The sequence below is a fragment of the Enterobacter sp. WI-ESBL-E8 genome (genome assembly GCF_053364895.1).
The window spans coordinates 3,283,786-3,296,609 of the sequence record NZ_JBRWXJ010000001.1 but is presented as its reverse complement, the minus strand read 5'-3'; the positions used below and the strand labels follow the sequence as shown (position 1 = coordinate 3,296,609).

Annotated in this window: 11 protein-coding genes and 1 pseudogene; 9 read left to right on the top strand and 3 right to left on the bottom strand. The window is 56.9% G+C overall.

Going from position 1 to position 12,824, the window contains the following annotated elements; genetic code table 11:
• Positions 1–114 precede the first annotated feature (114 nt).
• On the bottom strand, positions 115–825 hold the full coding sequence (locus tag ACWHWP_RS15645) for a type 1 glutamine amidotransferase (protein WP_059311491.1): 711 nt from the start codon (positions 823–825) through the stop codon (positions 115–117).
• 59 nt (positions 826–884) lie between these two features.
• On the opposite strand from ACWHWP_RS15645, the gene ACWHWP_RS15640 reads away from it, so the two are divergent.
• The 6 genes and pseudogenes from ACWHWP_RS15640 (at position 885) to ACWHWP_RS15615 (ending at position 8,702) form a co-directional block, all read left to right on the top strand.
• The gene (locus ACWHWP_RS15640) at positions 885–1,682 is read left to right on the top strand and encodes an AraC family transcriptional regulator (protein ID WP_063957672.1); all 798 of its coding nucleotides are present in this window, start codon (positions 885–887) and stop codon (positions 1,680–1,682) included.
• A gap of 41 nt (positions 1,683–1,723) precedes the next feature.
• The gene (gene dusC / locus ACWHWP_RS15635) at positions 1,724–2,656 is read left to right on the top strand and encodes a tRNA dihydrouridine(16) synthase DusC (RefSeq protein WP_447855972.1); all 933 of its coding nucleotides are present in this window, start codon (positions 1,724–1,726) and stop codon (positions 2,654–2,656) included.
• A gap of 359 nt (positions 2,657–3,015) precedes the next feature.
• The gene (locus tag ACWHWP_RS15630; protein ID WP_447856694.1) at positions 3,016–4,305 is read left to right on the top strand and encodes a carbohydrate porin; all 1,290 of its coding nucleotides are present in this window, start codon (positions 3,016–3,018) and stop codon (positions 4,303–4,305) included.
• 166 nt (positions 4,306–4,471) lie between these two features.
• On the top strand, positions 4,472–5,305 hold the full coding sequence (gene licT / locus ACWHWP_RS15625; RefSeq protein WP_447855971.1) for a BglG family transcription antiterminator LicT: 834 nt from the start codon (positions 4,472–4,474) through the stop codon (positions 5,303–5,305).
• Positions 5,306–5,329: 24 nt separating this feature from the next.
• A pseudogene (gene bglF / locus ACWHWP_RS15620) lies at positions 5,330–7,295 on the top strand (PTS beta-glucoside transporter subunit IIABC).
• Between the two features lie 12 nt (positions 7,296–7,307).
• The gene (locus ACWHWP_RS15615) at positions 7,308–8,702 is read left to right on the top strand and encodes a glycoside hydrolase family 1 protein (RefSeq protein WP_447855970.1); all 1,395 of its coding nucleotides are present in this window, start codon (positions 7,308–7,310) and stop codon (positions 8,700–8,702) included.
• Between the two features lie 38 nt (positions 8,703–8,740).
• Here the strand turns inward: ACWHWP_RS15615 and yohP are convergent, their stop codons facing one another.
• Positions 8,741–8,824 (bottom strand): small membrane protein YohP, encoded by an 84-nt coding sequence (yohP, locus tag ACWHWP_RS15610; RefSeq protein WP_015572324.1) that lies wholly within the window; start codon positions 8,822–8,824, stop codon positions 8,741–8,743.
• Between the two features lie 203 nt (positions 8,825–9,027).
• On the opposite strand from yohP, the gene mdtQ reads away from it, so the two are divergent.
• Together mdtQ and ACWHWP_RS15600 are read left to right on the top strand one after the other, a co-directional pair.
• On the top strand, positions 9,028–10,446 hold the full coding sequence (mdtQ, locus tag ACWHWP_RS15605) for a multidrug resistance outer membrane protein MdtQ (protein ID WP_447855969.1): 1,419 nt from the start codon (positions 9,028–9,030) through the stop codon (positions 10,444–10,446).
• A gap of 50 nt (positions 10,447–10,496) precedes the next feature.
• Positions 10,497–11,261 (top strand): SDR family oxidoreductase, encoded by a 765-nt coding sequence (locus tag ACWHWP_RS15600; RefSeq protein ID WP_023615867.1) that lies wholly within the window; start codon positions 10,497–10,499, stop codon positions 11,259–11,261.
• Positions 11,262–11,355: 94 nt separating this feature from the next.
• On the opposite strand, the gene ACWHWP_RS15595 is transcribed toward ACWHWP_RS15600, so the two are convergent.
• Positions 11,356–11,928, bottom strand: coding sequence for a DedA family protein (locus tag ACWHWP_RS15595; protein WP_447855968.1), 573 nt, complete (start codon positions 11,926–11,928; stop codon positions 11,356–11,358).
• Between the two features lie 157 nt (positions 11,929–12,085).
• Between ACWHWP_RS15595 and ACWHWP_RS15590 the strand changes: the two genes are divergently transcribed.
• The gene (locus tag ACWHWP_RS15590) at positions 12,086–12,673 is read left to right on the top strand and encodes a Yip1 family protein (protein WP_047346547.1); all 588 of its coding nucleotides are present in this window, start codon (positions 12,086–12,088) and stop codon (positions 12,671–12,673) included.
• The last annotated feature ends 151 nt before the right edge of the window (positions 12,674–12,824 follow it).

Sequence of the window (12,824 nt, the reverse complement as noted above, 5' to 3'; positions counted from 1 at the left end):
AATTTTGAGCATACCAGACATTCCAGAATGGAACGTCCGGTATCACCTTATGGAGACAGGCTACAGTTTAGAGGAAAGGGATTGCGCTGGCGAAGTGACGCGCCAGAGATTGCATCAGCGCGAGGCGGTCAGTTTATCGAGAAAGGAATACAGCGCCTGGTTCATTTCGCCATAATCATGGGAGCGGATTTTTTCCGCCGTTTCGACAAAACGGAATTCACCCGCACGGCGGAGGTCGTTCTGCGAATGCTCAATCAGCAGCTCTACCACCTCCGGCGTCAGTTCCATATGGCACTGAAAACCGTAAACCCGTTCGCCGTATTGCACGATCTGGCGGGGACAGCCCTCGCTGTAAGCGAGAACCTTAGCCTGCGGCGTCAACCCCGGCATGTCGTTATGCCAGTGACCGACGTTCAGCACGCTGCCAAAGTCCTTAAACAGCGGGTTCGCCTTGCCTGCATCCGTGAGCCTGACGGGAAATTTGCCGATCTCTTTTTCCGGGCTATGACAAAACGCTGCGCCCAGCGCCTCACCGATAAGCTGTGAGCCCAGACAAACGCCTATCACCGTTTTACCTGCCTCTATCGCGCGGCTGATGAGTGCCTTTTCCGCCTGCGCATCAAACCAGGGGCATTCCTCAAGCGTAGTGGCGGGTGACTGCGGGCCTCCCATGATGATAAGCAGGTCTGTGCGCCCCAGCTCCTCGGGTAAAGGATCGCCCTCATAAACTCTGGTGTAGCTCAGACGACAGCCGCGATTTTTCCCCCAGATCTCATAGGCGCCTGGCGCTTCGAAATGTTCATGAATGATAAAATGGATGTGCATTGCGTCTCTCTCTGGTTACGTGTACAAGCAGCATCATAAGAGGAAGGGGGGAATGTGAAATGCCAACCGTTATCGATAAAACGCCAATTCACGACGATGCCATCGGATGGTCAAGAGGGGCCATTAGCTATACGCGCGGCGAAGTGGATCCGCCTCACCAGCATTCGCAGGGGCAGCTACTGTTTGCCATCAAAGGGGTCATGCTGGTCGAAACCGGCAGCAAACGCTGGGTCATACCGCCGCAGCGCGCGCTGTGGATCCCTCCCTTTCAGGAACACACCTACAGCGTGCTATCCACAACGGAGCTCCGCGCTGTCTGGTTTAGCCCGGCGCTGATATCGCAATGCGAGCCTTTTAAGCGGAAAGAAGAGGTTCACGTGATTATGGCGACAGCGTTGTTCAAAGAGCTGATTGCCGGGCTGTTCAGCGCGGAATACCGCCCGGCAAGCCAGCGCAGCATGGCCGTTTTGCTGCTCGATATCCTCAGCGAGACGCAGCAGATTTCGGCCGAACTGCCGATGCCCGTGGATGAGCGCTTACATCGCGTTGCCTGTGACATCATTGCCAACAATCTCTGGGATCTTTCTCTGGAAAGGCTGGCGGAACGGGCCGCGATGTCTGAACGCACATTTTCGCGCGCGTTTATCAAAGATACCGGCTTTAGCTTCCGGGCCTGGCGACAGCGTGCAAGAATTTGTGCCTCGCTGGATCTGCTCGCAAACGGATACCCGGTTAAGCAGGTAGCCTGGATGCTGGGGTTTTCCGGCCCGGCGGCATTTGCGGCGGCGTTTCGCGCCATTGTTGGGGCAACGCCGGGTGACTTTCTCCCTGAACAGAAGCGCTTCCCAGCGATATAGAGAGCGGCTACTATAGCGCGTCTTTTTTCACAGGTACTGCTATGCGTGTTTTACTGGCCCCAATGGAAGGCGTGCTCGACTCCCTCGTGCGCGAGCTTCTGACCGAGGTGAACGATTACGATCTCTGCGTGACGGAATTTTTGCGCGTGGTCGATATGTTGTTGCCGGTAAAATCCTTCTTCCGCCTGTGCCCCGAGCTGCACAACAACAGCCGCACCTCTTCCGGCACGCTGGTGCGTATTCAGCTGCTCGGCCAGTATCCGGAATGGCTGGCGGAAAACGCCGCCCGCGCGGTTGATCTGGGCTCTTACGGCGTGGATCTCAACTGCGGCTGTCCGTCGAAGCTGGTGAACGGCAGCGGCGGTGGGGCGACGCTGCTGAAAGATCCTGAGCTGATTTACCGCGGTGCGAAAGCGATGCGTGAGGCCGTGCCCTCGCACTTGCCGGTAACGGTTAAGGTGCGCCTGGGGTGGGACAGCGACGCGCGGCAGTTTGAAATCGCCGATGCGGTGCAGCAGGCCGGGGCTACCGAACTGGTGGTGCATGGTCGCACCAAAGACGATGGCTACAAGGCCGATCGCATAAACTGGCAGGCGATCGGTGAGATCCGCAAGCGCCTCACCATTCCGGTGATCGCCAACGGCGAAATCTGGGATTACGAGAGCGCGCAGGCCTGCCTGAACGCCACCGGCTGCGATGCGGTAATGATCGGTCGCGGCGCGCTTAACGTGCCTAACCTTAGCCGGGTGGTAAAATATAACGAGCCGCGTATGCCGTGGCCAGACGTCGTCACGCTGCTGCAAAAATACAGCCGTCTGGAAAAGCAGGGCGACACCGGTTTGTATCACGTGGCGCGAATTAAGCAGTGGCTGAGCTATTTACGCAAAGAGTACGATGAAGCGCTGGGTTTATTTCAGGAGATCCGGACATTACAGACTTCTGCTGATATTGCCCGGGTGATCCAGTCAAAATAATAAGCGTTAAATTGCTCACACTTTTTTAAACCGGAAAACAGTTCAGGTTTTCAACGTGGCGCGACGGTGTTAAGGTGCCACTGTTTTCAACGCAGGATTGTTACTGGTTAACAGGCAAAACCTAAGCGTTTCACAGCATTCTCGCTGTGGAGCGCTTAGGTTTTTTTTTGCCTGTCGTTTACGCAGGAGAGACATTTGGCTTAGCGCTTTTTACTGATTTTAAAAAAATGAAATATCGACAGGAAATAGAAAAATTTCCTGCGGCCGGTTACGCACTAAATACTCACTCACAGGTTGTTATAATGGCATATAAAAATAAACTCTACGCGTTCGCCTTATTGACGATATCCCCGCTGTCGATGGCGCAAGACTGGAACGGAACGGTATTAGGCTTCGAGTCTCCGCCGGCTCCCCTTTTCGGCGAAATGCTCGGCGTTCGAAAAATCCTCAACGATAACGGCTTTACGTACAATCTCGGCTATTTGAATGAAATCGGCTGGAACGGCGGCGGGGGCTATAACCACGATTCCCACGTGGCGTATATCGATCAGTTTGCGCTGACCTTTAACCAGGATCTGGAGCGCTGGACCGGCATCCCGGATGCGCGTATCGAAGGGAACATCGTCAACCGCAACCACAACGACGATCTCACCACCAAACGCGTTCAGGACCCGCGCGTCAACTTCAACGATCTGACCCAGGAGAGCTGGGGCGGACAGTCCATTACCCGTCTGGGCTGGCTGACCTTTGCCCGCAGCTTTGACGACCGGCGTCTGACCTGGCGCATCGGGATGATGAACAAGGTGCAGACCTTTGACCAGATCATCCCCTGTGATTTCCAGCTGCTGTCGCAGTGCGGCGGGAAGTCAGCCAACTCGCTGACCTGGAACAACTGGAACGTGCACACCTGGGGCACCACGCTTGCCTATAAACTCACGCCAACCGTCACCTTAAAAGGCGGCGTGATGGAGCAAAACCCGGACGCCTCCAGCCGCAGCCACGCGTGGAGCTGGTCGACGAAGGGCAGTAAAGGGGTCTTGCTGCCGGTTGAAATCGAAGCGCGTCCGCTGATTAACGGCCTGCCGGGCGCGTACAACCTGGGCGTGGTGTTTACCAACGCGCCGCAAACCGATCTCTATCGCGGCAAATCCGGCGGGGCAGGCGCGACGGACCCGGACGGGTTTGAAACGCACAACCGGACCTGGTTTATGTACGCCGGGCTGAACCAGCAGCTTACGCAGCATCAGGACGATCCGAATCGCGGGTTGAGCACCTCGTTCAGTATGAGCCTTGCGGATCAAAGCACTAACTATATGCACCAGGTTTACGCCGCCTCGCTGCGCTACCGCGGGCTGTTTGATGCGCGGCCGGAAGACTGGATTGGCTTCGGCTTAACCTGGGTGGATATGAGCAGCCAGTACGCGCGCAACCAGCGTTACCTGAACAGCCTGAGCGGCGTTGCCGATTATAACAATCCGGCTTATCACCCGGTGCCGGGCCATTCCCTGAACGGCGAGTTTTACTATCGTTTCCGCCCGGTGTCCTGGCTGGAGCTGCAGCCGGGCATTCAGTACTGGCACCATCCGGGAGGGGTTTCCCGCACGCAGGACGCCTGGGTAACCGAGCTGAAAACGGTGGTGAGCTTCTGATATCACCGTAGCAAGTTCGATCCGCGTCACGTTTCTGATGCGTGAGGCATTGAGGCTACGAATGAAACTGATAGAGTGCCAGAACTGGATTGTTACTGCTTAGGCAGGCAAAACCTGATTTTCTGGCATCTGCCGGAGGTCAGGTTTTTTTGTTTCTGGGGTTCCGATGAAAATCGCCAAAATTCTTAATAACAATGTGGTGGTTGTTCAGGATGAGCGCGGGCGCGAACAGGTGGTGATGGGCCGTGGGCTGGCCTTTCAGAAGCGCGTCGGTGAAGCGCTGGATACCGCTCTGATTGAAAAGGTGTTTGCGCTGCAAAGCGATGAGCTGGTGCGGCGTCTCGGGGAGCTGCTGAGCCAGATCCCGCTGGAGGTCATGACCACCAGCGATCGCATCATTGAGCTGGCGGCGCAGCGGCTCGGGAAATTGCAGGAAAGTCTGTACATCACCTTAACAGACCACTGCTACTTTGCGATTGAACGCCAGAAGAAAGGGCTGGCGATCAAAAACGTGCTGCTGTGGGACATCAAGCGGCTGTATCCGAAGGAGTTCGAGTTAGGGCAGGAGGCGCGGGCCATTATCGCCAGACGCCTGAACGTCGAACTGGAGGAGGATGAGGCCGGGTTCATTGCCCTGCACCTGGTGACCGCGCAGCTGAACAGCGAAATGCCGGAAGTGATGCACGTGACGCGGGTGATGCAGGAGATCCTGCAGCTGGTGAAGTATCAGCTGCAGCTTGAATATGACGAAGAGTCGCTCAGCTATCAGCGTTTTGTCACCCACCTGAAGTTTTTTGCCCAGCGGATGCTCACCCGCACCGTGGTGGAGGATGACGATGTCTCGCTGCATACGGCGGTAAAGGACAACTACGCGAAAGCGTGGAAATGCGCCGAGAAAATCGCGCAGCATCTGCATAAAAGCTATCAGCGCGAGCTGACAACTGAAGAAATTATGTTCCTCGCCATTCATATTGAACGGGTGAGAAAAGAGGGGCGTTAAGCCTCTAATCTGGATTGTTACTGCATAACGCAGGCAAAACCTGAGTGCGGCCTTCGAAAGGAGGACGTTCTCGGGTTTTTTTATTTTTATACTCAGTCAACAGGTGCCTGCGGGCATCGGATGTAAGGAAATCGAGATGGAATACCAGGCTTTAGCGACGGATATTCTCGGCCACGTTGGCGGAAAAGAGAACATTGTTAGCCTTGTCCACTGCGCGACCCGGCTTCGCTTTAAACTGAAAGATACCCAGAAAGCGGACGCGGAAGGGCTGAAGAAAAAACCGGGCGTGATCATGGTGGTTGAAAGCGGCGGCCAGTTTCAGGTGGTGATTGGCAACCACGTGCATGACGTCTGGCAGGCGGTGCGCAAAGAGGCCGGGCTCACTGACGATGCGCCAGCCGTAGAAGAGAAGGGCGACAAGGGCAACCTGCTGGGCCGCCTGATTGACATCGTCTCCGGGATCTTCACCCCGTTTATCGGCATTCTGGCGGCGTCCGGTATTCTGAAGGGGCTGCTGGCGCTGGCCGTGGTGTGCGGCTGGCTTACTCCCGAAAGCGGTACCTATAAAATCTGGTTTGCCGCCAGCGACGCGCTGTTCTTCTTCTTCCCGCTGGTGCTGGGCTATACCGCGGGCAAGAAATTCGGCGGCAACCCGTTTATTACCATGGTGATCGGCGGGGCGCTTACCCATCCGATGATGATTGCGGCATTTAACGCCAGCCAGCAGCCGGGCGCGGTTGCCGAGGCATTTCTCGGCATCCCGGTGACCTGGTTTAACTACAGCTCGTCGGTGATCCCGATTATTCTCGCCTCGTGGGTGAGCTGCTGGCTGGAAAAACAGAGCACCAGGCTGCTGCCTTCCTCGATGAAAAACTTCTTCGCGCCGCTGATCTGTCTGGGCGTGACCGTGCCGCTGACTTTCCTGGTTATCGGGCCGCTGGCGACCTGGCTGAGCCAGATGCTGGCGAACGGCTATCAGGGCATCTACGTTCTGGCGCCGTGGCTGGCGGGGGCGGCGATGGGCGCGCTGTGGCAGGTCTGCGTCATATTTGGCCTGCACTGGGGGCTGGTGCCGCTGATGATTAACAACCTCGCGGTGCTGGGACAAGATTCCATGCTGCCAATGTTACTGCCCGCGGTATTTGGCCAGGTGGGGGCGGCGCTCGGGATCTTTATTCGTACCCGCGATGCCCGCCAGAAGATGCTGGCAGGCTCATCGGTCACGGCCGGAATATTTGGTATCACCGAACCGGCGGTCTATGGCGTCAACCTGCCGCTGCGCCGTCCGTTTATCTTTGGCTGCGTGGCGGGGGCTATCGGCGGGGCGATTGTCGGCTTCAGCGATACCCACGTTTACTCCTTCGGCTTCGCCAATATCTTTACCATCGCCCAGATGATCCCGCCGGGTGGGATAGATGCCACGCTGTGGGGCGGCCTTATCGGTACCGCGGTGGCGCTGGTGCTGAGCTGCGTCCTGACGCTGGCGGCAGGCATGCCGGGCCGCACAGCGCCGCAGCCTGTGGTTTCGGCAGGGGAAAACGATGTCTTATCCCCGATGACCGGGACCGTGCTGGCGCTCGACCAGGTGCCGGATACCACGTTTGCCAGCGGCCTGCTGGGCAGCGGTGCCGCCATTATTCCTTCCGATAACAAGGTGGTTGCCCCGTTTGCCGGCGTGGTGGCCTCGCTGTTCCAGACCAAACACGCCATTGGCCTGCTCAGCGACAGCGGGATTGAAGTGTTGATCCACGTGGGCATCGATACCGTGAAGCTCGACGGCAGGCCGTTTACCGCCCACGTGAAGGTGGGCGACAGGGTACAGCCCGGCGACCTGCTGCTGGAGTTTGACCGACAGGCGATTATCGATGCCGGATACGACCTGGCGACCCCGATTATTATCAGTAACAGCGATGAGTATCGTGACGTGGTGACCGTGGCGGCAACGTCCGTCAGCGCCGGTGCGCCGCTGCTCAGCGTAAGCCATCAATAACAGGAGAACGTGATGAAAACTTTCCAGGACGATTTTTTATGGGGCGGCGCGGTAGCCGCAAATCAGGTAGAAGGCGCGTATCTGGAGGAGGGTAAAGGGCTGTCCACCTCAGACGTTCAGCCGCAGGGGGTCTTCGGCCCGGTAGTTGAGCGCGTCCCAGGGGACAGCGGCATCAAGGATGTCGCCATCGACTTCTATCACCGCTATCCGGAAGACATCAAGCTGTTCGCCGAGATGGGCTTTAGCTGCCTGCGCGTCTCCATTGCCTGGACGCGAATTTTCCCGAACGGTGACGAGCAGCAGCCTAACGAGGCGGGGCTGGCGTTTTACGACAGGCTGTTTGACGAGCTGGCCGCGCATAACATCACGCCGCTGGTGACGCTGTCCCACTACGAAATGCCGTGGGGCCTGGTGAAGCAGTACGGCGGCTGGGGCAGCCGTCAGACTATCGGATTCTTTGAGCGCTACGCCCGCACCGTGTTTGCGCGCTACAGGGAGAAGGTGAAGCTCTGGCTGACCTTCAACGAGATCAATATGTCCCTGCACGCGCCGATGACCGGCGTGGGCCTGCCGGAAACCAGCAGCAAAGGCGAGGTGTACCAGGCAATCCACCACCAGCTGGTGGCCAGCGCGCTAGCGGTGAAGGCCTGCCACGAGATTATCCCGGATGCCAGAGTCGGCAACATGCTGCTGGGCGGCCTAATGTATCCGCTGACCTGCAAGCCGGAAGATGTTCTGGAGACGCTGCAGGAAAACCGCACGTGGCAATTCTTTGGCGACGTTCAGTGCCGCGGCGCCTACCCGGGGTATATGCAGCGCTTCTTCCGCGACAGCGGGATCCAGCTGGAGGTAACGGATGCCGACCGCGAGGCGCTAAAATCGACCGTCGATTTTATCTCGTTCAGCTACTACATGACGGGCTGCGTTACCGCGGATGAAGCCCTCAACCAGCAGGCGCGCGGCAACATCCTGAGCATGGTGCCCAACCCGCATCTGGCCAGCTCCGAATGGGGCTGGCAGATTGACCCGATAGGCCTGCGTACCCTGTTAAACGTCCTCTGGGATCGCTATCAAAAGCCGTTGTTTATCGTGGAAAATGGCCTGGGTGCGAAGGATAAACCGGACGCTGACGGCGTGGTGCAGGACGACTACCGCATCAGCTATCTCAACGATCACCTGGTACAGGTGCGGGAAGCCATTGACGACGGCGTTGAGGTGATGGGCTATACCAGCTGGGGGCCAATCGACCTGGTGAGCGCGTCTAAAGCTGAACTCTCTAAGCGCTACGGCTTTATTTACGTCGATCGCGACGACAGCGGAAAAGGCACGCTGGCGCGCAGCCGCAAGAAAAGCTTCTACTGGTATAAAGAGGTCATTGCGACGAAAGGCGCTTCGCTGAAAGCCTAATACAGGTAATTTGCCCGGCGACGCGCCGGGCAAATGAATCAGAAAATCATCTTGAATACGCCGGTGACCACCAGCAGTCCTATCAGAAATATAATTAAAATAACCCACAGTAATATTTTCATTCGCTTCTCCTGCGTATGTATGTCGACTGTAAGTGTAGCAGTCAATTCATAAGTAAGATGAATTCTCGAATTTAATTTATTTGCAGGGCGTATAATTTGCTGAATATGAAAATGTATGACTAATTGCGCATTGCCACGCATTACTAAAAAAAAGAACGGCATCAGGCGTAATTTGCGCCTTTATTTTTTGCGTGAATGGCGTAATGAAACGTTTTCTTATTTTATCTCTGAGTGCTCCCCTGACATTTATTCTCTTCGGCTGTGCGCCGCAGCATGCCACGGTATCCGCTATTCAAACCCAGCCGGTCACGGCGTCGGTGAATACGGTTCTTAATCATCAGGACTGGCCGAAAAATGAGTGGTGGAAGGAATATAACGATCCTCAGCTTACCGGGCTTATTGCGAAAGCACTGAACGATGCGCCGGATATGCAGATTGCCCGTCAGCGCATTACGCTTGCCGAAGCGCAGGCGAAAGCCGCTATGGCAGCCGACGGTCTGCAGATTGATTTTTCAGCGGATGCCGAACGTCAGAAAATGTCCGCCGAAGGGCTGATGGGGCCCTTTGCCATTACCGACCCGGCGGCAGGCACTACCGGGCCGTGGTACACCAATGGCACCTTTGGCCTGACGGCAGGCTGGGATCTCGATCTGTGGGGAAAAAACCGCGCGCAGGTCGAGGCCCGAATCGGCAAAGTGAATGCGCAAAAAGCGGAGCTTGAGCAGACCCGGCAGCTTCTGGCCAGCAGCGTGGCGCGGCTCTACTGGGAGTGGCAAACTCAGGCCGCTGCGGGGGAGGTCCTCTCGCAGATTAAACGCGAGCAGGAAAACATTATTGGCGCCGACAGCGAGCTGTATCAGCACGGGATCACCTCCTCCGTGGAAGGGGTCGAAACCGATATCAACGCCAGCAAAACCGAAGAGCAGCTGACAGAAGTCAACGGGAAGATGAAGGTCGTAGAGGCGCGCCTGGTGGCGCTGACGAATTCCTCCTCCGTGGCGCTTACGCGGCACGCGCTGCCTACGGTAGACGCCGCCTTACCGGCGACGCTGGGATATGAACTGCTGGCACGCCGCCCGGATCTTCAGGAAGCACACTGGTATATCGAAGCCTCCATGAGCGAGGTGGAGGCCGCCAGAGCGGCTTTCTATCCAGACGTGAACCTGATGGCCTTCTTACAGCAGGATGCGCTTCACCTCAGCGATCTGTTCCGCGCGTCAGCGCAGCAGATGGGCGTGACCGCCGGGCTGACGCTGCCGATCTTCGACAGCGGCAGGCTGAACGCCAGCCTTGATATCGCTCAGGCGCAGAGCAATCTCTCGGTGGCGAACTACAACAAAGCGGTGGTGGAGGCTGTCAATCAGGTGGCGCGTACGGCCAGTGAGGTCGAAACGCTGACGGCGAAGAACCGCCAGCAGCAGCAGGTTGAAAAAGATTCGGCACGGGTGGTGGCGCTGGCGCAGGCGCGTTTTAGCTCGGGTATCATTGCGGGTTCCCGGGTCAGTGAAGCCAGAATACCAGCTCTCAAAGAGCATCTAGCCGGCGTGATGCTGCAAGGCCAGTATGTCGACGCCACGCTGCAGCTGACGTCCGCGCTGGGCGGTGGCTATCATCATGGCTAAAAATGGCCGTTATCTATACTTACCTCTTTGCAGTTTTTCAGGAGGTGAGTATGACCAGAGTAGCGATTGTGACCGCATCGGATTCCGGGATTGGTAAAACCACGGCCCTGATGCTGGCCGAACGCGGGTTTGATATCGGCGTCACCTGGCACTCGGATGAAAAAGGGGCGCTGGAAACCTGCCGGGAAGTCGAAGCGCAGGGGCAGCGCGCAGAGGCGATCCATCTAGATTTAAGCACGCTGCCGGAAGGCGCAGAAGCCATTGAAACGCTGATTGCGCGCTTCGGTCGGCTGGACGTGCTGGTTAATAATGCGGGGGCGATGACCAAAGCGCCCTTCCTTGAGATGCCGTTTGACGACTGGCGGAACATTTTCACTGTCGACGTGGACGGCGCGTTTCTCTGTTCGCAGATTGCCGCACGGCAGATGGTGAAGCAGGGGGAAGGGGGGCGGATCGTGAATATCACCTCGGTACATGAGCACACGCCGCTGCCGGAGGCCAGCGCCTACACGGCGGCCAAACATGCCCTCGGCGGGTTAACCAAGTCCATGGCGATGGAGCTGGTTAAGCACAATATTCTGGTGAACGCCGTCGCGCCGGGCGCCATTGCCACACCGATGAACGATATGGACGACAGCGAAGTGAAGGAAGGCTCAATGCCGGAAATCCCGCTGGCAAGGCCGGGCCACACGAAAGAGATTGCCAGCCTGGTGGCGTGGCTGTGCGACAGCGACGCCAGCTACACGACGGGGCAATCGTTTATTGTCGACGGGGGTTTTATGCTGGCGAACCCGCAGTTTAAGCCGGAAGGGTAGGTTCCCCTCACCCTAACCCTCTCCCACAGGGAGAGGGAACTAAAAACACCCTCTCCCTGTGGGAGAGGGCCGGGGTGAGGGCATCAGACCGCACTCACTCCTCATCCCGCGTCTTTTCCCGATGCTTCAGCCACAGCCTGACCCCAATCACCGCCACGACCACCAGAATCAGCCACGCCCAGTGCTTCAGGTGCTGGTCGAGATTATGCAGCCACGGGCTAATCACTTCGCCACCCACGTAACCGAGCGTCGTAAAGATCAGCGCCCATGCAATCGCGCCAACAACATTGAGCGGCAGGAAAATTTTTGGCGGCAGACGGCTGGCGCCTATCAGTATTGGCCCGATAATCCTGAAGCCGTACATAAAGCGGGTACCAATCACGAACAGGTAAGGATGGCGCTGAATCAGGCGCTGGGCGCGATTGATTTTCTTTTTGTGTTTAGCAAAACGCTTAAGCAGCGTTGGACCAAAGCGAAGCCCGAGAAAATAGAGCAGCTGATCGCCAATCATGCCCCCCAGCGCGACCGCGGCAACAACCAGCGGGAATTTCAGCAACCCCTGATGCGCGGCGACGCCGCCCAACAGCGTGATGGTTTCACCTTCTGCCACGCTGCCGATGACCAGCGCGGCGTATCCGTATTGTTCAATAAGACTGTTGATATCCATTACGTGGACGTTATCTCCCTCAGCGTTTCCTTGTTAATCATATACCCCATGAATCAACAGCGGGGAAATCAACGGAAATTTCCCACTGTACAGAAAATAATCTAAAGCCTGCATTATACTTAAGGTATCGATGACGGGCCGACAACAAGGGGGCGCTATGAACCATGTCTGGGGACTTTTCTCCCATCCCGATCGTGAGATGCATGTCATTAAAAGTGAGAACGAAACGGTCTCGCATCATTACACGCACCACGTGCTGCTGATGGCGGCGGTGCCGGTAATATGCGCCTTTATTGGAACAACACAAATCGGCTGGAACTTCGGTGATGGCACTGTGGTTCAGCTTTCATGGTTTACCGGACTTTATCTGGCCATCGTTTTTTATGGCCTGATGCTGGCGGGTGTGGCGGTCATGGGGCGCGTTATACACTGGATGGCGCGTAACTATCCGCAGCGTCCATCGCTTACGCACTGTATGGTCTTCGCCGGGTATGTCGCGACCCCGCTGTTCTTAAGCGGTATTGTTGCGCTCTATCCACTGGTCTGGCTGTGCGCGCTGATCGGTACTATTGCCCTCTTTTACACCGGCTATCTGCTGTATCTGGGGGTCCCTACCTTCCTCAATATCAATAAAGAAGAAGGCCTGAGCTTCTCCAGCTCAACGCTCGCCATCGGCGTGCTGGTCCTGGAGGCGCTACTGGCGCTGACGGTCATCCTTTGGGGTTACGGATACCGTCTCTTCTAAGCTCACTGCATTGCTGGCGTAAATGCCAGCAATGCAGCATCTGTTCACGATTATCCGCTGGCGACAACGCCTTGTGACCGCTATGATGCCGAAGCCAGCCTGTGTTTATCCGTCAACACAGGCGGTGTACGTCATAACGTGCGTGAATAAT

Bases quoted from the DNA above. Each gene is read 5' to 3' on its own strand.
- ACWHWP_RS15645 (WP_059311491.1), bottom strand. From the start codon at position 825: ATGCACATCCATTTTATCATTCATGAACATTTCGAAGCGCCAGGCGCC.
- ACWHWP_RS15640 (WP_063957672.1), top strand. From the start codon at position 885: ATGCCAACCGTTATCGATAAAACGCCAATTCACGACGATGCCATCGGA.
- dusC (WP_447855972.1), top strand. From the start codon at position 1,724: ATGCGTGTTTTACTGGCCCCAATGGAAGGCGTGCTCGACTCCCTCGTG.
- ACWHWP_RS15630 (WP_447856694.1), top strand. From the start codon at position 3,016: ATGGCGCAAGACTGGAACGGAACGGTATTAGGCTTCGAGTCTCCGCCG.
- licT (WP_447855971.1), top strand. From the start codon at position 4,472: ATGAAAATCGCCAAAATTCTTAATAACAATGTGGTGGTTGTTCAGGAT.
- ACWHWP_RS15615 (WP_447855970.1), top strand. From the start codon at position 7,308: ATGAAAACTTTCCAGGACGATTTTTTATGGGGCGGCGCGGTAGCCGCA.
- yohP (WP_015572324.1), bottom strand. From the start codon at position 8,824: ATGAAAATATTACTGTGGGTTATTTTAATTATATTTCTGATAGGACTG.
- mdtQ (WP_447855969.1), top strand. From the start codon at position 9,028: ATGAAACGTTTTCTTATTTTATCTCTGAGTGCTCCCCTGACATTTATT.
- ACWHWP_RS15600 (WP_023615867.1), top strand. From the start codon at position 10,497: ATGACCAGAGTAGCGATTGTGACCGCATCGGATTCCGGGATTGGTAAA.
- ACWHWP_RS15595 (WP_447855968.1), bottom strand. From the start codon at position 11,928: ATGGATATCAACAGTCTTATTGAACAATACGGATACGCCGCGCTGGTC.
- ACWHWP_RS15590 (WP_047346547.1), top strand. From the start codon at position 12,086: ATGAACCATGTCTGGGGACTTTTCTCCCATCCCGATCGTGAGATGCAT.